The 23,270-nt window shown below is 59.6% G+C and carries 17 protein-coding genes; 9 read left to right on the top strand and 8 right to left on the bottom strand.

All coding sequences use genetic code 11. The features are described from left to right. Positions 1 to 394: 394 nt before the first annotated feature. The 5 genes from KW846_RS19950 to KW846_RS19930 all read left to right on the top strand — a co-directional run bounded on the left by KW846_RS19950 (position 395) and on the right by KW846_RS19930 (position 7,115). Positions 395 to 1,879 carry an NCS1 family nucleobase:cation symporter-1 gene (locus KW846_RS19950; RefSeq protein ID WP_218484563.1) on the top strand — a complete coding sequence of 495 codons (1,485 nt, stop codon included), beginning with the start codon at positions 395 to 397 and terminating at the stop codon, positions 1,877 to 1,879. 142 nt (positions 1,880 to 2,021) lie between these two features. Then, the gene (locus KW846_RS19945; RefSeq protein WP_218484560.1) at positions 2,022 to 3,305 is read left to right on the top strand and encodes a Zn-dependent hydrolase; all 1,284 of its coding nucleotides are present in this window, start codon (positions 2,022 to 2,024) and stop codon (positions 3,303 to 3,305) included. 237 nt (positions 3,306 to 3,542) lie between these two features. Further along, the gene (locus tag KW846_RS19940) at positions 3,543 to 5,039 is read left to right on the top strand and encodes a helix-turn-helix transcriptional regulator (RefSeq protein WP_218484558.1); all 1,497 of its coding nucleotides are present in this window, start codon (positions 3,543 to 3,545) and stop codon (positions 5,037 to 5,039) included. A gap of 178 nt (positions 5,040 to 5,217) precedes the next feature. Continuing rightward, a complete protein-coding gene (locus KW846_RS19935) occupies positions 5,218 to 5,469 on the top strand; it encodes a DUF1652 domain-containing protein (RefSeq protein ID WP_218484556.1) in 252 nt (83 codons plus the stop codon). 554 nt (positions 5,470 to 6,023) lie between these two features. Beyond that, on the top strand, positions 6,024 to 7,115 hold the full coding sequence (locus tag KW846_RS19930) for a hypothetical protein (RefSeq protein WP_218484554.1): 1,092 nt from the start codon (positions 6,024 to 6,026) through the stop codon (positions 7,113 to 7,115). A gap of 458 nt (positions 7,116 to 7,573) precedes the next feature. Here KW846_RS19930 and KW846_RS19925 read toward each other — a convergent pair whose 3' ends face one another. The 5 genes from KW846_RS19925 to KW846_RS19905 form a co-directional block, all read right to left on the bottom strand. Next, positions 7,574 to 8,341, bottom strand: coding sequence for an SDR family oxidoreductase (locus KW846_RS19925; protein WP_007976320.1), 768 nt, complete (start codon positions 8,339 to 8,341; stop codon positions 7,574 to 7,576). A gap of 136 nt (positions 8,342 to 8,477) precedes the next feature. Continuing rightward, on the bottom strand, positions 8,478 to 9,545 hold the full coding sequence (locus tag KW846_RS19920; protein ID WP_218484551.1) for a phosphotransferase family protein: 1,068 nt from the start codon (positions 9,543 to 9,545) through the stop codon (positions 8,478 to 8,480). A 144-nt stretch (positions 9,546 to 9,689) separates the two neighbouring features. Beyond that, a complete protein-coding gene (locus tag KW846_RS19915) occupies positions 9,690 to 10,655 on the bottom strand; it encodes a 2-hydroxyacid dehydrogenase (RefSeq protein WP_218484549.1) in 966 nt (321 codons plus the stop codon). Positions 10,656 to 10,884: 229 nt separating this feature from the next. Further along, positions 10,885 to 11,493 (bottom strand): TetR/AcrR family transcriptional regulator, encoded by a 609-nt coding sequence (locus tag KW846_RS19910; RefSeq protein WP_218484547.1) that lies wholly within the window; start codon positions 11,491 to 11,493, stop codon positions 10,885 to 10,887. Positions 11,494 to 11,520: 27 nt separating this feature from the next. Continuing rightward, complete coding sequence (locus KW846_RS19905) at positions 11,521 to 11,904, bottom strand: tautomerase family protein (RefSeq protein WP_218484545.1); 384 nt, start codon at positions 11,902 to 11,904, stop codon at positions 11,521 to 11,523. A gap of 362 nt (positions 11,905 to 12,266) precedes the next feature. Here KW846_RS19905 and KW846_RS19900 point away from each other — a divergent pair, with 362 nt between their 5' ends. Beyond that, on the top strand, positions 12,267 to 13,547 hold the full coding sequence (locus KW846_RS19900) for a serine/threonine transporter (RefSeq protein ID WP_015095407.1): 1,281 nt from the start codon (positions 12,267 to 12,269) through the stop codon (positions 13,545 to 13,547). Positions 13,548 to 13,677: 130 nt separating this feature from the next. Then, complete coding sequence (locus tag KW846_RS19895; RefSeq protein WP_218484543.1) at positions 13,678 to 15,330, top strand: SulP family inorganic anion transporter; 1,653 nt, start codon at positions 13,678 to 13,680, stop codon at positions 15,328 to 15,330. A gap of 227 nt (positions 15,331 to 15,557) precedes the next feature. Here KW846_RS19895 and acnB read toward each other — a convergent pair whose 3' ends face one another. Further along, positions 15,558 to 18,158, bottom strand: coding sequence for a bifunctional aconitate hydratase 2/2-methylisocitrate dehydratase (gene acnB, locus KW846_RS19890; protein ID WP_218484745.1), 2,601 nt, complete (start codon positions 18,156 to 18,158; stop codon positions 15,558 to 15,560). Between the two features lie 454 nt (positions 18,159 to 18,612). Between acnB and KW846_RS19885 the strand changes: the two genes are divergently transcribed. Then, positions 18,613 to 19,083, top strand: a complete 471-nt coding sequence (locus tag KW846_RS19885; RefSeq protein WP_218484540.1) for a DUF1289 domain-containing protein — start codon at positions 18,613 to 18,615, stop codon at positions 19,081 to 19,083. An 83-nt stretch (positions 19,084 to 19,166) separates the two neighbouring features. Here the strand turns inward: KW846_RS19885 and KW846_RS19880 are convergent, their stop codons facing one another. Continuing rightward, positions 19,167 to 20,030: a universal stress protein gene (locus KW846_RS19880; RefSeq protein WP_218484538.1), complete on the bottom strand. Its 864-nt coding sequence runs from the start codon at positions 20,028 to 20,030 to the stop codon at positions 19,167 to 19,169. Between the two features lie 162 nt (positions 20,031 to 20,192). On the opposite strand from KW846_RS19880, the gene KW846_RS19875 reads away from it, so the two are divergent. Beyond that, positions 20,193 to 20,801: a tRNA-(ms[2]io[6]A)-hydroxylase gene (locus KW846_RS19875; RefSeq protein ID WP_007976299.1), complete on the top strand. Its 609-nt coding sequence runs from the start codon at positions 20,193 to 20,195 to the stop codon at positions 20,799 to 20,801. Between the two features lie 192 nt (positions 20,802 to 20,993). Here KW846_RS19875 and KW846_RS19870 read toward each other — a convergent pair whose 3' ends face one another. Beyond that, the gene (locus KW846_RS19870; protein WP_218484536.1) at positions 20,994 to 23,231 is read right to left on the bottom strand and encodes a TonB-dependent siderophore receptor; all 2,238 of its coding nucleotides are present in this window, start codon (positions 23,229 to 23,231) and stop codon (positions 20,994 to 20,996) included. Positions 23,232 to 23,270: the final 39 nt, after the last annotated feature.

Here is a 23,270-nt window from a genome sequence, read left to right as displayed (position 1 = left end):
ATGCAGTTATTAACTGATTGATATTTAACGATTAAATACAAGAATCACCAAAATGGTGAGCGACCTCACCATTTTGACGCACTTGACAGGATCGAAAAATAGTCAAGATTTCTTATGTGAAATCAGCTGTTTGAGTATGGTCTATGGTTGATGCGCAACCATTGAAAAAAAGATCAACGCACCAGTTTGAGTCCTGACTGTCCGGACAACTTGCCTGGCATTTGGCCGGAGTGACCTGACAACTAGTCGAGTCAGCGAATAAAACCGATAAACATCAGTTGGTTGCAATGTGTTTATGGAACTGCCCGATGCGTAATCGGGGTGCCCGGCACGTTTATTGATGCCGTCAGCCCCCGATGAGCAAAAAAATAATTCAAAGAACAGTGGAGCGGCCATGCAACAGATCAGATCGCAAGTGACCGAGCGCGACGGCTTGTTTGAGCTGGAAGCCGGCAGCGATGTCCTCGACAGTCCCCGTTACAACCACGACATTGCCCCGACCAAGGTGCGCGAACGCACCTGGAACAAATGGCACATCACCGCGCTGTGGGTGGGCATGGCGATCTGCGTGCCGACCTACACCCTCGGTGGCGTGCTGACCGCGTACTTCGGCCTGACTGTCGGCGAAGCGCTGCTGGCGATTCTGTTTGCCAACATCATCGTGCTGATTCCCCTGACCCTGAACGCCTTTCCCGGCACCAAGTACGGCATTCCCTTTCCGGTGTTGCTGCGCTCGTCCTTCGGCGTGCTCGGTTCCAACATTCCGTGCCTGATCCGCGCGCTGGTGGCGTGCGGCTGGTTCGGCATCCAGACCATGTTCGGCGGGTTGGCGATTCACCTGTTCCTCGGCTCGGTGTTCGAGGGCTGGAAGTCCCTGGGCGGCACCGGCGAGGTCATCGGCTTCATGGTGTTCTGGGCGCTGAACCTGTGGGTGGTGATACGTGGCGCCGAGTCGATCAAATGGCTGGAAACCCTGTCTGCACCGCTGTTGGTACTGGTGGGCGCAGGGCTGCTGGTCTGGGCCATGCCGAACGTGTCGATGACCGAGTTGCTGGCGATTCCGGCCAAGCGTCCCGAAGGCGCCGGGGTGGCCAGTTACTTCGCCGCCGGGCTGACCGCGATGGTCGGCTTCTGGGCCACGTTGTCACTGAACATTCCGGACTTCAGCCGCTACGCGAAAAGCCAGAAGGATCAGATTGTCGGGCAGATCATCGGCCTGCCGCTGACCATGTTCCTGTTTGCGTCCCTGGGTGTGGTGATGACCGCGGCCTCGGTGAAGCTGGTGGGCGTGACGGTTTCCGATCCGGTGACTCTGATCGGCCATATCCAGAGCCCGGTGTGGGTCGCACTGGCCATGGCGCTGATCATCATCGCCACGCTGTCGACCAATACCGCGGCCAATATCGTGTCGCCGACCAATGACTTCCAGAACATCGCCCCCAAGGTGATCAACCGCACCAACGCCGTGCTGCTGACCGGCTTCGTCGGCTTGGCTTTGATGGCCCATGAGCTGCTGAAAAAGCTTGGCCTGATTGTCTCTGATCTCAGCCTGGAAACCGTTTATTCCAACTGGTTGCTCGGCTATTCCAGCCTGCTCGGGCCGATCGCCGGGATCATGGTGGTGGACTATTTCCTGATCAAGAAACAGCAACTGGACCTTGCCGGCCTGTACCGCGATGACGTGTATCCGGCGTGGAACTGGAGCGGTTTCATGGCCTTCGGCGTGCCGGTGGTGTTGACGCTGGCGTCCCTGGGCAGCGATGCGTTCAGCTGGTTCTACAGCTACGGCTGGTTTACAGGTTCGATCCTGGGCGGGGTGATTTATTACGGGTTGAGTGTGATGCGGCCCAGCCCATCTGTTGCGAAATCTGCGGTGTAGCGGCTGGCCTCTTCGCGAGCAAGCCCGCTCCCACATTTGGAATGCATTCCCCCTGTGGGAGCGGGCTTGCTCGCGAAGGCGGCCGCACAATCACCAAAGCACTGCCTGAAGAAACACACAAGAACAGCCAGAGGAGATCATCATGAACGCGGCCGTCGACGTTCTGCAGTCCAGCCATCAACACATCAACCGCGACCGCCTGTGGCAGTCGCTCATGGAACTGGCCAAACTCGGCGCCACGGTCAAGGGTGGGGTGTGTCGCCTGGCCCTGACCGATCTCGATCGCCAGGCCCGGGACATCTTCGTCAAATGGTGTATCGATGCCGGCTGCACCGTCAGCATCGACGCGGTCGGCAACATCTTCGCCCGTCGCCCCGGGCGCAATCCCGACCTGCCACCGGTGATGACCGGCAGCCACATCGACACCCAGCCCACCGGCGGCAAGTTCGATGGCTGCTTCGGTGTATTGGCGGGCGTCGAGGTGCTGCGCACCCTCAATGACCTGAACATCGAAACCGAGGCACCGCTGGAGGTGGTGGTCTGGACCAACGAAGAAGGCTCGCGCTTTGCTCCTTGCATGATGGGTTCCGGTGTGTTCGCGGAAAAATTCACCCTCGAGGAAACCCTGGCCAAGGTCGATGCCGATGGCGTGACCGTGGGTGAGGCGCTGAATGCCATTGGCTACGCCGGCCCGCGTAAAGTCAGCGGCCACAAGGTCGGGGCCTATTTCGAAGCCCACATCGAGCAAGGCCCGATCCTGGAAGACGAGCGCAAGACCATTGGCGTGGTCATGGGCGCTCTCGGGCAGAAATGGTTCGACCTGAAACTGCGTGGCGTCGAAGCCCACGCCGGCCCGACCCCGATGCACCTGCGCAAGGACGCCCTGGTCGGCGCCGCGGTGATCGTCGGTGCGCTCAACCGCGCCGCCCTCAGCCATCAACCCCATGCCTGTGGCACCGTCGGTTGTCTGCAAGCCTATCCCGGCTCGCGCAACGTCATTCCCGGCGAAGTGCGCATGACCCTGGACTTCCGCCACCTGGAACCGGCGCGCCTGGACTCGATGATCGCCGAAGTGCGCGAAGTCATCGAAACCACCTGCGACGAACACGGCCTGACCTTCGAACTCACTCCGACTGCCGACTTCCCGCCGCTGTACTTCGACAAGGGCTGCGTCGAGGCGGTGCGCGGCGCTGCCCAAGGCCTGGGCCTGTCGCACATGGATATCGTCAGCGGAGCAGGGCACGACGCGATCTTCCTCGCCGAACTCGGCCCGGCCGGGATGATCTTTGTGCCGTGCGAAGGCGGTATCAGCCACAACGAAATCGAAAACGCCGCACCGGAAGATCTGGCGGCCGGGTGTGCGGTGTTGTTGCGGGCGATGCTGGCGGCTTCGGCGGCGGTGGCCAGTGGTGAATTGGCGGCTTGAAGATCAGAAGATCGCAGCCTTCGGCAGCTCCTACAGGGGAATGCGTTCTCATGTAGGAGCTGCCGCAGGCTGCGATCTTTGCTTTTATGTCACCAAATTGGCAGGGCGGGAGGCATCGTTGAATCTGTACTAGTCAAACGGCCGCCCGGAGCAGGCTCGCTCCCACAAGGTCTCTTTGCACTATTGCAAGCCCGGGCGGTCGTATTCTCACAGGGTCGCCATTCTTGTGGAGATGCAATGAGCCAGGACGTCCTGAGCACTGAAACCAATCGCCGCCAGTTGCAGCAGATCATCGCCGGTCTGTCCGACGGGGTGATTCTGCTCGATCCCGACCAGAGCATCCTGTGGGCCAACGAGGCGGCGCTGGCCATGCACGGTGTTGCGCAAGTCAGCGACCTGGGTGCCAACGCCGGGGCGTATGCCAAACGCTTCGCCTTGCGCTATCGCAACAATCACGGGGTGGCAATCGACAGCTACCCGATCAACCGGGTCGCGCGGGGCGAGACGTTCAGCGATGTGTTGGTGCAAGTGACGCCGGCGGCGGACGAAACGCGTACCTGGGTCCATCGCGTGCGCAGCCTGGTATTGGCTGACAGCCGTGGCGACCCGGAATCGCTGGTACTGATCATGGACGACGTCACCGAGTGGGCCAGCGCCGAGCAACGCTTCGAGAAAACCTTCGCCGCCAACCCGGCGCCGGCAGTGATCTGCCGCCTCAGTGACTTGCGCTACATCAAGGTCAATCCCGGTTTCCTCGAAATGACCGGCTATGCCCGTGACCAGGTGATCGGCACTTCAACCTATGAGCTGGACGTGCTGGACCAGGCCGAGCACAAGGAACTGGCCAGGCAGCGTCTGTGCGAAGGGGTGACCATTCCCCAGATGCAGGCCGAGTTGCGCCTGGCCGACGGTGGCAGCAAGCAAGTGATCGTGGCCGGCCAGCCGCTGGAGCTCAACGACGAGGCCTGCATGCTGTTTTCCTTTGTCGACATGGAGCCCCGGCACAAGGCTGAAATCGCCCTGCGCCAAAGCGAAGAACGTTTCGCCAAGGCCTTTCGCCTCTCGCCGGTGCCGATACTGGTATGCGGCGCGGCGGATCAGATGGTGCTGGATTTCAACGAAGCGTTCCTGGATACCCTGGGTTATTCCGGTGAAGAGGTGCGTGGGATCGGCATAACGCAGATCGACTTCTTCGAAGACCGGCATGCACGCATCCAGCTGTTCGCCGCCCTGGAGAAAACCGGCAGCCTGGACCGCATCGATGTGCGTGTGCGTAGAAAAGACGCCGGGCTGATCGATTGCACAGTGTCGGCGGACACCGTGAACATTCAGGACACACCCTGTTATCTGCTGGTGTTGATGGACATCACTGAGCGCAAGCGCACCGAGCTGGAGCTGGTGGCGGCCATCGAGGAAGTGATGAAGGACGCCTCCTGGTTCAGCCGCACGCTGATCGAAAAACTGGCCAACGTAAAAAGCGTGAATTCGCCGAAGTTGCCCAGCGTGTCCTTCACTGAGCTGACCGCCCGTGAGCGCGATGTGCTGGGACTGATTTGCGAAGGCCTGGCCGACAAGGAAATCGCCGCGCGCCTGAAACTGGCGCCGAACACGGTGCGCAACCATGTGGCTGCGGTGTATTCCAAGCTCGCTATACACAGTCGCAGCGAAGCGATTGTCTGGGCGCGGGAGCGGGGACTGTTCTCCAGCGAGTGGCGGCCCAAGGGGCAGCGTTAAGGTGCAATTGCACTAAGGCGCAGGGTGCAAATTCATGTGTCGACTCGCTGTGATGGATCTTAGGCTGGTGATGCAGCAGGCGACTTGAAGTCACCTGCGCGCCCCTTGCGTAAACCGCCAACAGGAATAGCCCCATGAGCCCGTTACCCCCTGCATCAGGCCGCCAGGGTCCGTCGCAATGATTACGCTGGCGCAGTTGAGGCTGCTGATCGAAGGCAGTTTTTCACCCTTGGCCTGTGAATGCAGTATCACCGGCGACCACTGGCTGACCGTGAAGCTCTATCACCCGGTGTCGGGTCAGGTGGACCTGGTGGTCAGCGGCCTGAACATGAGCACACTACAAACAGCAGAGTCGGTCGCCTCGCTGATCGAAGAGTTGCGCTATGAACTGCAGTGCAATTCCCTGCAACGCCCTGACCCGGTGATGTAAGAACTGCCAGCTTTTACTGGCATTGACCACCGGCTGGACTATAAGTGATTCGCAGATATTTATTTTTGTGACAGGTGTATGGATTTTGCGCGCCGGTTTTGTTGTCACAAAAATGTGTCGATCACTTATCGCGGGTCAACCTATGAAAACTCTTGGGAAACGCGTTATCTCATCCTTGTCGCTGGCATTGTGCGTAGCGATTCTCGGCGGCTGTTCCAGCCCGCCACCCCCTCCAGCGGTCACGCCACCCCCACCTGTACGCACCTGCCAGGCCATGGATAAAACCGATGTACTGGGCGATGTGCGGGCTGAAAACGGCGAGGTGACCCGAACCACCACCACGACTCGCTGTGTTACTCAGTGAGTCTGTGCAATGGCCGCACTGATGAACGGCGCGGCCTTCTTTATTGAATAAAAGTTGATATCAGGCAGTCTGTTTTTATCGCCGAATGATCTTTCGATCTGTCATTTCTGACAGTGGTCGCCAGCCGACATTTCTCAGGTAGTGAAAACACATAATTTTCACGTTGTGCCAATGATCGGGAGATGTCGTTATGGCTGGTAATCGTAATTCTGGAGTGATGGCTGCTGAACCGCTATATATCTGCCGTGGTGCTGAACATGATTTAAAGTTTGCGGCAGTCGAGGACAGTCCTTGGATCAACCAGGGCGCCAGCGTCAATCCGATTCCCGGAGAAACACTTTACATCACTACCGAACCTGAATTCGGTCAATATCAGCCACTTCTGGCGGAGGGGGGCGAGTGGAAGCTCAAATGCCCGGCTGAAGGAACGGACATCGATTTCAATCTTCAGGTGCAGAGTGAATTTACTGCAGTGCCCTATCAGTTTCCTTTCAAGTTGGGGGATTACCGGCGAAAAATTCTGAATGAGCGGGATCCTATCAGTGCGCCGGTGGTGGGCGATGAAGTATCAGCAGAGATTCAGGTCGGTTCGTTTTATATCGAGAAGGAACTGGAAGGTGTGGATGTCGAATGGTACTTCGACGGGAAAATCGTGCGTACTGAGCCGACAACGGGCTCGGGGTGGAGCAAGTTCGACCATGTAGTTACCGCAGAGGGGGAGCATACGATTACGGCCAAGGTCTACAGTCGGTATGACGACACCACCTCGGAGTATACCTTTACGCTCAATGTGTATCTGGAAAGGGTGCGGGGTATGACTGGAATTTCCCTGAAGGTCAGTAAATTACTATCGAGTGACTTGCTGGATGAGGCGGATATTTTTCTTGACGGAACAATTATTCCAGCCGATGGAGTGAACTTTTATGCAGGGAGGCCAAAGGAGTTGAGCTTGAGATACAAAAATGGTGGTTATTTGTCTGGTGTGCCGTTGAAGTTGATTATGGTTCCAAAAACAGGTCTTGGTCCAGATGATGTCTTAAGTGATCCACCATTTTTGCTGGATGTCCCTGTCCATAAATGGACAGTTACGGGGGCAGAGGGAAAATGGGGGACATTTGACTTGGTTGCATCGGTCGATGCTGGAAAGGCCGAGATAAGAACTCCAGCTCTCCAGCTACTAGGAAATATTGCTACTGAGCTCGAACTGCGATTCAACGATAAACTACGCGATCCAGGGGAAATTTTTTTCCAATTAAGGGTGGTTATTCGACGTTGGCATTGAAACTTAAATCAAGTAGTTTGATAAAGGAGGCGCTAGTAACAGTGGATTGGGGTAAACATCCGCCTGCATCTGTATGGATTAGTCCGGATATTAAAGTTTCGCAGCCGTTGGACTCAATTACTGGGGCCAGCTGGAGAATGTACTGTGGCAACATGTCAGCGGATGAAGGTACTTTTTCAATGTTATTGAAATTTATCGAGCCTGAGCTGCCTGATCTGGAGCTGGAATTTTTGTTGAGTCCCGTCAATTAAGGCTATTGAATGCTTATGAAGAACAAGCAGGGTACGCAGACAATTATCATCAATAGTGAATAGGTAGGCGCGCAGGCTTGCTGGCGATGACGGATAACAGTCGACGAAGATGTCGCCTAACGAACCACTATCGCCAGCAAGTCGGCTCCTACAGTGCTGCATCTCCCTTAGCCTTGAGCTAAGCGGCTGTCTTCGCCCAAGATGCAATCAGGATAAAAACCCCCCATCCACATTCAACGAAACCCCAGTCGTATAACTCGAAGCATCACTGGCCAAATACAACACCGCCCCCGCCATCTCACTCGGATCCGCCACGCGCTTCAACGGAATCTGCTGCAGCGCAGTATTCAGAATCGCCTCATTTTTCACCAGCGCCGAAGCAAACTTGGTGTCGGTCAGGCCCGGGAGCAGGGCATTGCAACGAATCCCGAACTGCGCGCATTCCTTGGCGAATACCTTGGTCATGTTAATCACCGCCGCCTTGGTCACCGAGTAGATGCCCTGGAAAATCCCCGGCGAGACGCCGTTGATCGAGGCGACGTTGATGATGCTGCCACCACCGTTTTCGCGCATCAGCTTGCCGGCTTCGACCGACATGAAGAAGTAGCCGCGGATGTTCACGTCGACGGTTTTCTGGAAAGCGCTGAGGTCGGTGTCCAGGACGTTGCAGAACTGTGGGTTGGTCGCGGCGTTGTTGACCAGGATGTCGAGGCGGCCGAACTGTTCCTTGATGCCGGCGAAGACCTGGCTGATCTGTTCCATTTCGCCGATGTGGCAGGCGATGGCGGTGGCCTTGCCGCCAGCGGCGATGATCGCGTCGGCGACGTGCTGGCAGCCTTCAAGCTTGCGGCTGGAGACGATCACGTGGGCGCCTTGCTGGGCCAGCAGTTTGGCGATGGCTTCACCGATGCCACGGCTGGCGCCGGAGACGAAAGCGATCTTGCCGTCGAGGTCGAACAACTGAGTCTTGGACATGGGATTCCCTTATGAAAAGTCTTGTTATCGAGTCAAATGCCGGGTGCGGCCAATGCTGTTGAGTTGAGGCCAGTCAGTGCGCGTTATCGTTCACGATCATCGCGAGCAGGCTCGCTCCTACAGGGATCGCGTACGGTCACAGGCTGGATTTCTGGATCACCTGCAAGCTCATCTGCTCCAGCAGCTTGTTCATGTGAATGAACTGGGCGAAGCGTTTGTCCTGGGTCTGGCCGTGGTAGAAGCGGTAGTAGATCTGCTGCACGATACCGGCCAGGCGGAACAGGCCGTAGGTGTAGTAGAAATCGAAATTGTCGATCTGGATGCCCGAGCGTTGGGCGTAGTAATCGACGAACTCGCGGCGGGTCAACATGCCCGGCGCGTGGCTTGGCTGGCGGCGCATCATCTGCACCGGTGCCGGATCATCGGCTTCGATCCAGTAGGCGAGGGTGTTGCCCAGGTCCATCAGCGGATCGCCCAGGGTGGTCAGCTCCCAGTCGAGCACGCCGATGATCTGCATCGGGTTGGCCGGGTCGAGGATCACGTTGTCGAAGCGGTAGTCGTTGTGCACGAGGCTGGAGGTCGGATGGTCGGCCGGCATCTTGTCGTTGAGCCAGGCTTTCACCTTTTCCCATTGTGGCGCATCGGGGGTCAGGGCCTTCTCGTAGCGATCGCTCCAGCCTTTGATCTGGCGCGCCACGTAGCCTTCGGGTTTGCCGAGGTCACCCAGGCCATAGGCGTTGTAGTCGACCTGGTGCAGTTCGACGAACTTGTCGATGAAGCTCTTGCACAGGGCTTCGGTTTTCGCTGAGTCCAGCCCCAGTTCCGGCGGCAGGTCGGAGCGCAGGATGATGCCGTTGACCCGTTCCATCACGTAGAACTCGGCACCGATCACCGATTCGTCGGTGCAGTGTACGTAGGCTTTCGGGCAGTACGGAAATCCGTCGCGCAGTTGATTGAGGATGCGGAATTCACGACCCATGTCGTGAGCCGACTTGGCCTTGTGGCCAAAGGGCGGGCGACGCAGGACGAATTCCTGTTCGGGGTATTCCAGCAAGTAGGTGAGGTTTGAAGCGCCGCCCGGGAACTGGCTGATCTTCGGCAAACCGCTGAGCCCCGGAATATGGGTCTTGAGGTAGGGATCGATCAGGCTGGCATCGAGCTCTTCGCCGGTGCGGATACGGGTGGACTGGTCAGTAAGCGCCATGCTTATCCCTTCTGCTTATTCTGGAGGCCTGAAACTATTGGCTAATCTAATGCGCACACCCCGCACCTACAACCGCGATCGGCTCTTATAGGTGAGCGTGTTGCCGGCCAATCATTGTTTTTGATACAGCTGTTTGAATTGCCATCAATGAACGACCCGGCTCATGGCTGGTGGCAAGTCGATCGGCGTCAGCACCGGTTGGCTGGAGAAAAACGCCACGAGGTTCTGGCCCACCAGTTCGACGGTGCCCTGGGTGGCTTCCGGGGACAGTCCGGCGACATGGGGTGTGAGGATCACGTTGTTCAGGGTCTTGAGCGCATCCGGCACCTTCGGTTCGGCGTCGAACACATCCAGCGCGGCGCCGGCGATCCGGCGTTGCTCCAGGGCGGTGACCAGGTCGGCGGTGGCAATCACGCTGGCCCGGGCGATGTTGACGATAAATCCCTGGGGCCCCAAGGCGTCGAGCACCTGGCGATTGATCAGGTGCTTGGTGCCCAGGCCGCCGGGCGTGGCGACGATCAGGAAGTCCGAGGCGCGCGCCAGTTCGGTCGGGGTGGAGCAGAACGTGTAGGGGACATCGCTGCGACGTTGACGGTTGTGATAGCCGATGCTCATGTCGAAGCCGGTGCCGGCACGTTTGGCGATGGCCATGCCGACCGCGCCGAGGCCGAGGATGCCCAGGCGCTTGCCGGCGAGGGAAGGGCGCATGATCTTCGGCCACTCGCCGCGCCGAACGGCGGCATCACAGCGTGGCACGTCGCGTACCAGCGACAGCAGCAGCGCCATGGCATGGTCGGCGACGGACGAGGCGTTGACCCCGGCACCATTGGTGACAGTGATGCCCCGGTCGGCGGCGGCCTGCAAGTCGACGTGTTCGTAGCCGGCGCCGATCACGCAGATAATCTTGAGATTGGGCAGCGCGGCGATTTCATCGGCATACAGTCCCAATGGACCCCGGGTCAGGACGGCGTCGATCTGCCCGGCGTGGCGGGCGATGGCTTCGGCGCGTTCGGCGGGCGTCGGGGCCAGTATCAGGTGGAAGCCCTGATGTTCGAGGATAGGCAGGTAATCATTGATGGTTTCAACCAGTACCAGAACGGTTACAGGCATGCTTGGCTCCCTGTGGGCATCGGAAAATCGGCTCGAACGTCGCTTGAGATTGCTGATTTCAGGATAGCTTGGCAACCGCCGGCGATCGCGACCTGCGCCATTTCATATGGAACTGCGTGTGTGGGAGCTGGCTTGTCGGGTCGCCGCATCGCAGCGATGGTCGTTAACGATAACGCGGGTGACCTGGATGAACGCGGCGCACTGGAGTCCATCGCCAGCAAGCTGGCTCCTACGGTTTCCCGGGAATGCTTAAAGACGACGCTGAGAGTGCTGCCCGTGCCGCCTCGAGAATTTCATCCGACAGTGGATCGCCGCGGGTCGCTCGGGACAACATCAGTGCGCCGAACATCAGTGAATACTGCACCAGCGCCTGCTGCCGTTTGTCGGCTTCGTCCTCCGTGTCGAGCAGTGAGCCCAGGGAGTCGAGCAGGTTGTTCAGGCCCTGCAGATAGGTTTGACGCAAACCGCTCTCGGCGGCCTCGTGGCACATGTCCCCGGCAAAGGCCACCACCGGGCAGCTGTCACCCGGATTGTCCCGGCTTTCGCTGGACAGGTACGTTCCGACCACGGCGCGGCGGGCGGTGTCCTTGCTCTCCTGATCGGCCACCCGTGCTTGCCAGCGTTGCGCGGCCTGCTCGAAGGCGCGGCCACTGGCCTCTTGCGCCAGCGCTTCGCGGGATTCGAAGTGCCCGTAGAAGCCGCCGTGGGTCAGGCCCGCGGCGGCCATCACATCGACCACGCTGATCCCATGCAAACCGCGTTCGCGGAACAACCGCGTGGCGGCATCGACGATAGTCTCGCGGTTGAGGTCGGCTTGTTTGCGGGAAACGCGGGGCATGGGGCTTTCTCGGATGCAGGTTGAATATCAGAGGGCGTATTGGGCAATTCCGTTGCCGAACGACCAGTTCTCTTTTTTGACTTCCACCAGATTGATGAAAACATCCTCCAGGCGCACGGCCAGCTCTGTGTGAAGGCTTTCGGCGATGGTTTTGTAGAGGTTTTTTTTCTGCTCGACGGTTCGCCCTTCGCTCATGGTGATCTGGATCACCACCAACTGGTCCGTGCGGTCGATACCCAGGTAACCGGGATCAAAGATGAAATGCTGCTCATCGTGTTCGGCGAGTATCTGGAAATTATCGTTCTCCGGCACGCCGATGGTGCTGTGCATGGCGGCGTAGATCAGTTGGCCGATGCGTTTGGCGTGGGTGGGGTCCTGATGTTTTTTGATGTCTACGCGAACCAGTGGCATGGGAAGACTCCAGGTGGAATGCAGGTTGTTTAAAAATACATGATGGTAGACCTTTATCAAGTGTGGATGATGAAATGCCGATGGCGATCTCGAAAACAAACAGAAAACCTGTGGGAGCGGGCTTGCTCGCGAAGACGGCGGCACATTCAGCATTGATGTGTCTGACACACCGCTTTCGCGAGCAAGCCCGCTCCCACAGGATTTTTTCGTCAATCTGGTACCACCGTTCCTCACCTAAGTCTTTGCTTCTGTTCACTAATCCTCCAGAATCGCGTCCCTGTTCCAGTCAGGGCGCTGCCTGTCGGGTATTCCGACGCGTTCTGACCGGGTGGCAAGTGACCGGAATGTGGAGATCCCACCGGATGAATGATCAGGCCAATAGCGTCAACAAACGCTATGTAGCAGCAACACCCGCAACGCTTTCGAGCTGGAATCGCCAGGACACCACGTGGATGCTGGGCCTGTTTGGCACGGCGATTGGTGCGGGCACCCTGTTTTTGCCGATCAATGCGGGCCTCGGCGGTTTCTGGCCGCTGCTGATCCTGGCGTTGCTGGCGTTTCCGATGACGTTCTACGCGCACCGCGGGCTGACCCGTTTTGTGTTGTCCGGTCGCGAAGGCGCCGACATCACTGAAGTGGTGGAAGAGCATTTCGGCATCAAGGCCGGCGCGCTGATCACTTTGCTGTACTTCTTCGCCATTTTCCCGATCCTGCTGATCTACAGCGTGGCCCTGACCAACACCGTGGGCAGCTTCCTCGAGCATCAACTGCACATCACGCCGCCACCGCGCGCCGTGCTGTCGCTGGTGCTGATCCTCGGCCTGTTGGCGGTGGTGCGTTGCGGTGAGCAACTGATCGTTAAGGCCATGAGCCTGATGGTCTATCCGTTCATCGTCGCCCTGCTGTTCCTGGCGGTGTACCTGGTTCCGCACTGGAACGGCGGCATCCTGACCACCGCCAGCAGCGTGCCGGCACCGTCGGCGCTGTTGCACACCCTATGGCTGGCGATTCCGGTGATGGTGTTCTCGTTCAACCATTCACCGATCATCTCGGCCTTCGCCGTGGACCAGAAGCGTCGCTACGGCGATCACGCCGAGGAGCGCAGCTCGCAGATCCTGTCCCGGGCGCACCTGTTGATGGTGGTGATGGTGCTGTTCTTCGTCTTCAGTTGCGTGCTGACACTGTCGCCAGCGCAACTGGCTGAAGCCAAGGCGCAGAACCTGTCGATCCTGTCATACCTGGCCAACCACTTCAGCAACCCGACCATCGCCTTTGCGGCGCCGTTGATTGCCTTCGTGGCCATTTCCAAGTCGTTCCTGGGGCACTACATCGGCGCCAGCGAAGGTCTCAAGGGGCTGATCGTCAAGAGCGGCCAGCGTCCGTCCGCCAAGGCCCTGGACCGCATGACCGCCGCGTTCATGCTGGTGGTGTGCTGGATCGTCGCCACGCTGAACCCGAGCATCCTGGGCATGATCGAAACCCTCGGTGGCCCGGTGATCGCGGCGATCCTGTTCCTGATGCCGATGTACGCCATTCGCAAGGTGCCGGCGATGGCACGCTATCGCGGTCAGGCGTCCAACGTCTTTGTGACGGCGGTGGGCCTGGTGGCGATTACCGCGTTGATTTATTCGTTGAGCGCGTAAGACCAGGAGATCGCAGCCTGCGGCAGCTCCTACAGGCTCGGGCCGCGTTCGGACGATCCTTTGATTTTCAGCTACAGTGGCCGCTGCACGTGATACGTGCAGCGGCTTTTTTTTGCCTGGAGACATTCGATTGTCGAGCGCCCCCAACGCAACCCCCACCGAGCAACCCAACCGCTGGCAGGACCTGTTGGCCGGGTTGTCGATAGCCGGCCTGTTGTTGCCCGAAGCCGTCGCCTATTCAAGCATCGCCGCAGTGGCGCCTCAGGCCGGAGTGATCGCCTTGTTCGCCGGGTTGTTGTGCTATGGCTTGTTCGGTACCAGCCGTTTTGCCATTGTCTCGGCCACTTCATCCTCCGCCGCCGTGCTGGCCGCCGCGACCGCCACCCTGGCCAATGGCGACCCTGAGCTTCGCTCGACCCTGGCCATCGGCCTGGTGCTGGTGACCGGGGCGTTTTTCCTGTTGGCCGGGCTGTTCAAGCTCGGCAGCGTGACCTCGTTCATCGCCAAGCCGGTGCTGCGTGGTTTTGCCTTTGGCCTGGCGTTGACCATCATTCTCAAGCAGGTCGCCAGCGTGGTGGGCGTGCATTTGACCGAAGCCAACCTGGTGGGCTTTCTGCCGCAATTGCTGGAACAACTGCCGCAATGGAACTGGGTCGCAGCCACGGTCGGCGCCGTGGCGTTGACCTTGTTATGGCTGTTCGCGCGGTTCCGGCACCTGCCGGGTGGTTTGCTGGTGGTGGTGATCGGCATCGCAGCGGGGCAGTGGCTGGACCTGCCGGCCTATGGCGTGAAACTGATCGGCTTGATCGACCTGAGCCTGGAGGTGCCGAAGCTGCCGGTACTGCCGTTTGCCGACTGGTTGCGTCTGGGTGAGCTGGCGTTCGCCATGGTGATGATTCTGTATGCCGAGTCGTATGGCTCGATCAGTGCCTATGCGCTCAAGCACGGTGATCGCGTCACCTCGAACCGCGACCTGCTGGCGCTGGGGGCTTCCAACCTGCTGTCCGGTCTGTTCCACGGCATGCCGGCGGGCGCGGGGTATTCGGCGACGTCGGCCAATGAGGCCGCCGGTGCCACTTCACGCCTGGCCGGTATCGTGGCGGCGCTGGTGGTGCTGCTCATTGTCCTGACAGTGCTGCCGTACATCGCCCTGACACCGGAACCGATTCTCGCCGCCATCGTTATCCATGCGTTGGGGCGTGGCTTGAGCCTGCAACCCCTGGGACGCTATTTCATCTGGCGCCGTGACCGCTTGCTGGTGATCTGCGCCGTGGGTGCGGTATTGCTACTGGGTGTGCTGGACGGTTTGCTGGTGGCGGTGGCGATCAGTGTGTTGTTGATGCTCAAGCAACTGTCGGCGGCGGATATCCAGATTCTCGGGCGCATCGATGGCGGTCACGACTTTGTCGACCTGCAACGCCATCCAACGGCGCAAGCCGTGCCTGGCGTGTTGATTGTGCGGCCGGGTGAAGCGTTGTTCTTTGCCAATGTCGAGCGGATTCTCGGCGCTGCCTTGCACTTGATCCGACATTCGCAAACGCCGATTCATACGGTGATTCTCAGCCTGGAGGAGTCGCCGGATCTGGATGGCACCAGCATTGAGGCGTTGCAGGCGTTTTTCGTGCATGTGCATCAGGAAGGCCAGTGCCTGACCCTGGCGCGTCTGAAAGACGACGCACAAGCGGCGTTGGCGGCATTGCCGCAGGTGGGGGCTAACGGGGTGGTGCTCAGTGGGCTGAGTGTGGATGGTGCGGTGCAGCAGGCCCTTGAGCTGAACACATGACTGCTAGGTGCAGGCCTTTGTGGCGAGGGGGCTTGCCCCCGTTCGGCTGCGAAGCAGTCGTAAATTCGGTAAACACTGTTTAGCCATGGAAATACCGGGGCCGCTGCGCGCCCCAACGGGGGCAAGCCCCCTCGCCACAAAAAGCTCTCACTTCACTGGCGAGTTTTCAGGCATAAAAAAACGCCGCTCATCTCACGATGGGCGGCGTTCTTCATTGCGTTGCAACGTTAGGCTTGAACGACCGGGATGTTGGCGTTCGCAGCAGCTTCACGGAACTCGGCGATCTGGTCGAAGGACAGGTAGCGGTAGACATCGGCCGCCATGCTGTCGATCTTGCCAGCGTATTCCATGTACTCCTCGACGGTCGGCAGGCGACCCAGGATGGAAGCCACGGACGCCAGCTCAGCCGAAGCCAGGTAGACGTTCGCGCCGTCACCCAGACGGTTCGGGAAGTTACGGGTCGAAGTCGACACAACGGTCGAGTTCGGCTCTACACGTGCCTGGTTACCCATGCACAGCGAGCAGCCCGGCATTTCCATGCGCGCGCCGGCCTTGCCGTAGATGCCGTAGTAGCCTTCTTCGGTCAACTGGTGAGCGTCCATCTTGGTCGGCGGCGACAGCCACAGACGGGTTGGCAGCTGACCCTTGACCTGCTCCAGCAATTTGCCGGCAGCGCGGAAGTGACCGATGTTGGTCATGCACGAACCGATGAACACTTCGTCGATCTTCTCGCCAGCAACGCTGGAGAGCAGGCGGGCGTCGTCCGGATCGTTCGGCGCGCAGAGCACAGGCTCCTTGATGTCGGCCAGGTCGATCTCGATGATTTCGGCGTACTCGGCGTCCTTGTCCGCTTCCATCAGCTCAGGGTTGGCCAGCCAGGCTTCCATCGCCTGGGCACGACGCTCCAGGGTACGGGCATCGCCGTAGCCTTCGCCGATCATCCAGCGCAGCAGGGTGATGTTGGACTGCAGGTATTCAGCGATCGACTCTTTGGACAGCTGGATGGTGCAACCGGCAGCCGAACGTTCAGCCGAGGCGTCGGACAGTTCGAACGCTTGCTCGACGGTCAGCTTAGGCAGGCCTTCGATCTCCAGGATGCGACCGGAGAAGGCGTTCTTCTTGCCTTTCTTCTCTACGGTCAGCAGGCCAGCCTGGATCGCGTAGTAAGGAATGGCGTGAACCAGGTCACGCAGGGTGACGCCTGGCTGCAGTTCGCCCTTGAAGCGAACCAGGACCGACTCAGGCATGTCCAGCGGCATGACGCCAGTGGCTGCGGCGAACGCAACCAGACCGGAACCGGCCGGGAACGAGATGCCGATCGGGAAACGGGTGTGGGAGTCACCACCGGTACCGACGGTATCTGGCAGCAGCATGCGGTTCAGCCACGAGTGGATGATGCCGTCGCCCGGACGCAGGGAAACACCGCCGCGGGTCATGATGAAGTCAGGCAGGGTGTGGTGGGTGGTCACGTCGATCGGCTTTGGATAAGCCGCGGTGTGGCAGAAGGACTGCATCACCAGGTCGGTCGAGAAGCCCAGGCACGCCAGGTCTTTCAGTTCGTCACGGGTCATTGGACCTGTGGTGTCCTGGGAGCCCACGGTGGTCATCTTAGGTTCGCAGTAGGTGCCCGGACGAACGCCGGTCACGCCGCAAGCCTTGCCGACCATTTTCTGCGCCAGGGTGAAACCCTTGGTGCTTTCAGCCGGTGCTTCAGGCTTCTTGAACAGGGTCGAAGGTGGCAGGCCCAGCTCGGTGCGAGCCTTCTCGGTCAGGCCACGGCCGATGATCAGCGGAATACGGCCGCCGGCACGAACTTCGTCCAGCAGGACCGGGGTCTTCATTTCGAAGGTGGTCAGGACTTCGTCGGTGCCGTGCTTGCAGACTTTGCCAGCATGCGGGTACAGGTCGATCACGTCGCCCATGTGCATGTTGGAAACGTCGAATTCGATTGGCAGTGCGCCAGCATCTTCCATGGTGTTGTAGAAGATCGGAGCGATCTTGCTGCCGAAGCAGAAACCGCCGGCACGCTTGTTCGGCACGTAAGGAACGTCGTCGCCGAAGAACCACAGTACGGAGTTGGTGGCCGATTTACGCGAAGAACCGGTACCGACCACGTCGCCGACGTAGGCGATCGGGAAGCCGGCGTTGCGCATTTCTTCGATCTGCTTCATCGGACCGGTGACGCCTTGTGCGTCAGGCACGATGCCGTCGCGAGCCATTTTCAGCATGGCCAGGGCGTGCAGCGGGATGTCCGGACGGGACCAGGCATCAGGCGCAGGGGACAGGTCGTCGGTGTTGGTTTCGCCGGTGACCTTGAACACGCGCAGGCTGATCTTATCGGCCAGGGTCGGGCGCTTCACGAACCACTCGCCGTCAGCCCAGGATTGCAGCACGCCTTTGGCGTGAACGTTACCGTTCTTGGCTTTTTCAGCGACGTCGTGGAAGGCATCGAACATCAGCAGGGTGTGCTTGAGTTCTTCGGCAGCTACTGGCGCCAGTTCGGCGTCGTCCAGCAGGTTCACCAGAGTCACGATGTTGTAGCCGCCCTGCATGGTGCCGAGCAGTTCAACAGCGCGCTTCTTGTCGATCAGGGGGGATTTGGCTTCGCCTTTGGCGATGGCGGACAGGAAACCGGCCTTGACATAGGCCGCTTCGTCCACGCCTGGCGGAACGCGATCGGTGATCAGGTCAACGAGGAATGCTTCTTCGCCAGCCGGGGGATTTTTCAGCAGCTCGACCAGGCCTGCAGTTTGTTCGGCGTTTAGCGGCTGGGGAACGATACCCAGTGCTGCGCGCTCTTCGATATGTTTGCGGTAGGCTTCAAGCACAGTTATTACCCTCATCAGTGGTCCCAAATGGGTGTCCGGGACGCTCATCCCGAAATTGCCGTACTCATGCGCTGCATGGCGTTGTGAGCCACTTAGCCAGAATTACCGACAATTCCTTACAGAAGCTGCTTTCAAAGTTTTACGCCTGCAGAACGGGAGCTGATGAGGGTTGGCGTTGGGCTTTTCCCCGCTGGAAAAACCCCTCGCCAACACCGCTCTGAAGGAACGACTGTGCTCGTGACGCTTTGAAAACAGCTTCTAACGGACATTGGCGCCTAAAAAGGCAGGCTGATTCTACGGCAAAAAAAAATTTAAGGTAAGTCAGGTTTTATTGGACTTTGGTGGCGGCCGGTAAACGCCGATTTAGCCATGGCCCTGAACTTTGAGGGGTGATCAATGGTGGACAAAGGTCTAACATGCCGGCCTGTTCTGCTTTTTCGCGTTTTGCCTACCTATGCCCAATCAGACCATCAAGACGCCGTGCGTCGGCCTTTGCTCCACTGTTTACGGTGACCTGGTGTGCCGTGGCTGCAAGCGTTTCCATCACGAAGTGATCCACTGGAACGGTTACAACGAGGAGGAAAAGCGCGCTGTATGGCTACGTCTTGAGCAATTGCTGTCGCAAGTGATGGCCGCCAAGGTGGAAGTTTTCGATCCGGCGCAGCTGCGGATGCAGCTGGAGCAACGCAAGATCCGTTTCGTGCCCCATCAGTCGGAGTATTGCTGGGCCTACCAGTTGATCGCCCGGGGCGCGCGGGTGATCAACAACCTGGAAGCCTACGGGATGGTGTTGCTGCCGGAGTTTCGCGACTGGAACCTGCCGGAATTGCGCGATGCCATTGATCGGGAGTTTTTCCTACTCTCCGAGGCGCATTACCAGCGCTATATTGCGCCGGGGTTCCTGAAAGATGCTTTTGGCGGCTGAAAAGATCGCAGCCTGCGGCAGCTCCTACAGGAAAACACGATCAATGCAGGAGCTGCCGAAGGCTGCGATCCTTTGATCTGCCCTCAATGCTTGCCGGCAATCTCCTCAAGATGATCCTCGATCTCCGTCGGCTTGAGCACCAGCACATCGCTCTCGACCGCATCGAGCACCACTTCCGCCGTATTGCCGATCAACGCCCCTGACAACCCGCTACGAGCCACGGTGCCGATGACGGTCACGGCCGCCTGCAGCTTGCGCACCATGAACGGAATCAACACATCCGCCGGGCCTTCCTCGATGTGCAGGTGTTCATCGTCGATGTCGTACTCGGCCTGGAACGACTTGCATTGGTCGCGGTAGCGCGCCTGGATGGTTTCGCTGAGTTGAAACGTCGGGTCGGCCGACGACAGCATCGGCGACGGGTGGGCGCTGATCACGTGCAAACGGGCCTTGGCCAGCGTTGCGATTTCATAGCCATGATTGATGATGGTGTCGTGCAGGTGGCGGTGTTCGAGGTCGGTGTTGCCGACGTCGACAGCGGCCAGGATCACCTTGTCTTTCCATGAGCCAGCGGTTTTCACCAGCAGTACCGGGGAAGGGCATTGGCGCAGCAATTTCCAGTCTTCGGGTGTCAGCAGGGCCTTTTTCAGGGCGTTGTCGGGAAAGTGCTGCTTCACCACCAGACCGCAGCCTTCGGCTTGCTGAACCTCGACGATGGTTTGATGCAGGCTGTGGTTCCAGGCCTGCTCGGTGGTGACGCTATAGCCGTCCTCCGTCAAAGCGGCCTTGAGCACACCCAACAGGCCACTGTGATCATGCTTGGGGTCGCACACCAGCAGATGCAACTGCGCCTGGGTCACCCCGGCGATCAGCTTCGCCCGCTTGAGCGCCAGGCTTTCGGAGTGTTCGGGGTCGATGACCACCAGAATGCTGCGTACGGCTTGCATGAGCGCGATCTCCTGAAAATAAAAAAGCACGGCGTTGCACAACTATAGTTGCTGCCTGCGATTCGGGGTCTTGATGCATATCAACGGTTGGCGACTGGTGGTCTGCGGGCAGGCCGGTATAATCGGCGCCCTTCGTTTTGAACCTATTTGTCCGTGAGCCCCATGATCCTTCCCGAAATTCACGAGTTCCTTGGCTGCCGCACCCCCGACGGCTGGGTTCAAGCCGCGCTGGCCGATCAGGAAACCTTGCTGATCGACCACAAGAACTGCGAATTCAAGGCCGCCAGCACTGCGTTGAGCCTGATCGCCAAGTACCATTCCCACGTCGACCTGATCAACATGATGTCGCGCCTGGCCCGGGAAGAACTGGTGCACCACGAGCAGGTCATGCGCCTGATGAAGCGCCGCAAGATTGCCCTGCGCCAGCTGTCCGCCGGGCGTTATGCGTCGGGCCTGCGCAAGGTGGTGCGCAGTCACGAGCCGGTGAAACTGGTGGACACCTTGGTGGTGGGCGCATTCATCGAGGCCCGCAGTTGCGAGCGTTTCGAAGCGCTGGTGCCGCATCTGGACGAAGAATTGGGCAAGTTCTATTTCGGCCTGCTCAAGAGCGAAGCCCGGCATTTCCAGGGTTACCTGAAACTGGCCTACCAGTATGGCGACGCCAGGGACATCGCCCAGGTGATCGACAAGGTCCGCGCCGCCGAACAGGAACTGATCGAATCCCCGGATGTGGAATTCCGTTTCCATAGCGGCGTACCGGCCGCAGCCTGATCAGCTGGTGTGGTTCCGACGCGCTCCCACATGGGATCTCATAAACGCCGGGATCCAGTGTGGGAGCGGGCTTGCTCGCGAAGACTGCGCAACAGTAAACATTGATGCTGCCTGACACACCGCTTTCGCGAGCAAGCCCGCTCCCACAGGTATTGTGCTTGACTGACTGGCTTTTTTGTCAGGTCTTCAGCTTCAGAAATCCCACGTGGTGGTCACCATCACGTTGCGTGGTTCGCCGTAGTACGTGGTGTCAAAGTTGCCCAGGCCCGTCAGGTAGCGTTTGTCGAAGACGTTGTTGGCGTTGACGGTGAAGCTCAGGTTCTCGTTGAACTGGTAGCGGCTCATCAGGTCGACGAGGGTGTATCCGCCTTGCTTGATGCGGGTGTAGTCGCCCACGGTCGGGCTGTAGATCTTGCCGTAGAACGCGCTCTGCCAGCTGATGCCGCCGCCGACGGTCACCCTGTCCAGAGCGCCGGGCAGGCGGTAGGTGGTGAACGTACGCACGACGTGTTCCGGTTTGCTGGTGGACAGCGGGAAGCCGAAGATGCGCTGTTCATCGGCGTCACGGGTGCGGGCGTAGGTGTAGCCGGCCGACACGTTCCAGCCTTCGGCCAGTTCACCGGCCAATTCCAGCTCCACGCCTTTGGTGGTCGCGCCGTCAACGGCTTTGTAGATGCCTTCGTTGGTCACCGGGTTGGTGCCGATCGATTCGGCGAGGTTGTCTTGCTCGATGCGGAATAAGGCCAGGCTGGCATTCAGGCGCCCGTCGAAGTAGGCGGCTTTCAGGCCGGCTTCGTAGCTGTCGCCTTCGACCGGTGCCAGGGTCGAGCCGTTGCTATCCTTGTAGGTTTGCGGCTGGTAGATGCTGGTGTAGCTGGCGTAGGCCGAGTAGGTGTCGTCCAGGTCATAGACCACACCGGCATAAGGCGTGACCACACCATGCTCCTTGTAGCTGGCATGGGTGTCATCGAGTCCCGCACCCGGATAGTACGAATAGTCTTCGCTGTACTTGAAGGTGCTCAAGCGGCTGCCGAGGATGATCGACAGGTCATCGGTCGCGTGCAGGCGCGTGGCCAGGTACAGGCCGTTCTGGCTTTGGGTGCGTTCGTACTTGCCGTTCTTCGGGAAGTCCTGTTCCGGCAGATCGCCATTCCAGTCGTAGATGCTCCCCGGGACCATGGCGAAGGCACTGGTGTCGAAGGTTGCGCCGGTCTGGCGCGAGTGGGAGGCCATGAAGCCGGCCACCAGTTCATGCTCGCGGCCACCCAGGGAGAAGGGGCCGGTGACGTTCACGTCAGCGGTGTTTTGCACGCGGTGACCCTCCCAGCGACCCCAGTACAGGAACATGCCTTCGCCGGTGGCGCGGTCCGGGTTGCCGCCACTGGCCGAGGCCAGGCGAGTGTCGTGATCGGTGGTTTTCTGGTCGACGGTGGCCTTGAACGTCCAGTCATTGGCCAGGGCCTGTTCCAGGGAGGCGAAGTAGGTGATGTCGTCGAAGTCGCGACGACTCCAGTCGGCACCCGGGTTGAAGTGACGCGGGAAGTCGGTACGGCCGCCGTCCGAGAAGTACACCGGGTTGCCGGTCCAGGACGAGCCTCGCGGGGTGGCGCTGGACTTGTCGATGCCGAAGGTCAGCAGGGTGTCGGGAGTCAGGTCGGCTTCGAGGACGCCGTAGAACAGGTCCTTCTTCTGGCTGTAGTGATCCTGGTAGGCGTTCTTGTCGGAATAGGCGCCGACAAAACGGCCACGCACGCTGCCGGAATCGTTCAGTGAGCCGGAAATGTCTCCGACGCTGCGATAGGCATCCCACGAACCGACGGTGCCGCTGATCGACGCCTTGAATTCCTTGGTCGGCTTCTTGCGGATCAGGTTGACGGTGGCGGACGGGTCGCCCGATCCGGTCATCAGGCCGGTCGCACCCTTGACGATTTCGATGCGGTCCAGGCTGGAGGCGTCGTCGCTGTTGCTGGGGTTTTCACCGTAGACGCCGTCATACGGGATGTTGATGCCGTCGTACTGGAAGTTGGTGATGGCAAAGCCACGGGCGGAAAACTCGGTGCGGTCACTGTCGTACTTCTGCGTCGAAATGCCGGGGGTGTTGCGCAGCGCGTCGCCGATGGTCTGCACGCCGCGGTCGTCCATCTGTTGGCGGGTGATGACGGTCACCGATTGCGGCGTTTCCCGGATCGACAGGGGCAGGCCGGTGGCCGAAGACGTTGAACCGGTGGTGTAGGAGTGGGTGCCTTCGGTGGTGGCGCCCAGCGCCTGGGCGGAAATGTTCGTTGCGCCTAGCTGCAGTACACCGTCGTCCTTCGCCGGCTTCTTCTCGGCATCGGTATCAGCGGCGTGGGCGGCGAGGCTCAGCAGGGCGGCGGGCAGGGCCAGAGGGCACAGGGCAAAACGGAAACGGGCGACAAGCGGGTGCGACATGGGGATCCCTTTGCATCGAATCGATCGGTAGTTGAAGTG

The organism is Pseudomonas sp. PDM32 (assembly GCF_019219225.1).
Taxonomy (GTDB): Bacteria; Pseudomonadota; Gammaproteobacteria; order Pseudomonadales; family Pseudomonadaceae; genus Aquipseudomonas; species Aquipseudomonas laurylsulfatiphila.
Note: the sequence above shows the minus strand (reverse complement) of the source record. Positions and strands in the feature narration are given on the sequence as shown.

What these genes read in the sequence shown, in the direction of transcription:
- KW846_RS19950 (WP_218484563.1), top strand. Translation starts at nt 395, where the DNA reads ATGCAACAGATCAGATCGCAAGTGACCGAGCGCGACGGCTTGTTTGAG.
- KW846_RS19925 (WP_007976320.1), bottom strand. Translation starts at nt 8,341, where the DNA reads ATGTCCAAGACTCAGTTGTTCGACCTCGACGGCAAGATCGCTTTCGTC.
- KW846_RS19915 (WP_218484549.1), bottom strand. Translation starts at nt 10,655, where the DNA reads ATGCCTGTAACCGTTCTGGTACTGGTTGAAACCATCAATGATTACCTG.
- KW846_RS19935 (WP_218484556.1), top strand. Translation starts at nt 5,218, where the DNA reads ATGATTACGCTGGCGCAGTTGAGGCTGCTGATCGAAGGCAGTTTTTCA.
- KW846_RS19945 (WP_218484560.1), top strand. Translation starts at nt 2,022, where the DNA reads ATGAACGCGGCCGTCGACGTTCTGCAGTCCAGCCATCAACACATCAAC.
- KW846_RS19875 (WP_007976299.1), top strand. Translation starts at nt 20,193, where the DNA reads ATGATCCTTCCCGAAATTCACGAGTTCCTTGGCTGCCGCACCCCCGAC.
- KW846_RS19910 (WP_218484547.1), bottom strand. Translation starts at nt 11,493, where the DNA reads ATGCCCCGCGTTTCCCGCAAACAAGCCGACCTCAACCGCGAGACTATC.
- KW846_RS19880 (WP_218484538.1), bottom strand. Translation starts at nt 20,030, where the DNA reads ATGCAAGCCGTACGCAGCATTCTGGTGGTCATCGACCCCGAACACTCC.
- KW846_RS19870 (WP_218484536.1), bottom strand. Translation starts at nt 23,231, where the DNA reads ATGTCGCACCCGCTTGTCGCCCGTTTCCGTTTTGCCCTGTGCCCTCTG.
- KW846_RS19900 (WP_015095407.1), top strand. Translation starts at nt 12,267, where the DNA reads ATGAATGATCAGGCCAATAGCGTCAACAAACGCTATGTAGCAGCAACA.
- KW846_RS19920 (WP_218484551.1), bottom strand. Translation starts at nt 9,545, where the DNA reads ATGGCGCTTACTGACCAGTCCACCCGTATCCGCACCGGCGAAGAGCTC.
- KW846_RS19930 (WP_218484554.1), top strand. Translation starts at nt 6,024, where the DNA reads ATGGCTGGTAATCGTAATTCTGGAGTGATGGCTGCTGAACCGCTATAT.
- KW846_RS19940 (WP_218484558.1), top strand. Translation starts at nt 3,543, where the DNA reads ATGAGCCAGGACGTCCTGAGCACTGAAACCAATCGCCGCCAGTTGCAG.
- KW846_RS19905 (WP_218484545.1), bottom strand. Translation starts at nt 11,904, where the DNA reads ATGCCACTGGTTCGCGTAGACATCAAAAAACATCAGGACCCCACCCAC.
- KW846_RS19885 (WP_218484540.1), top strand. Translation starts at nt 18,613, where the DNA reads ATGCCCAATCAGACCATCAAGACGCCGTGCGTCGGCCTTTGCTCCACT.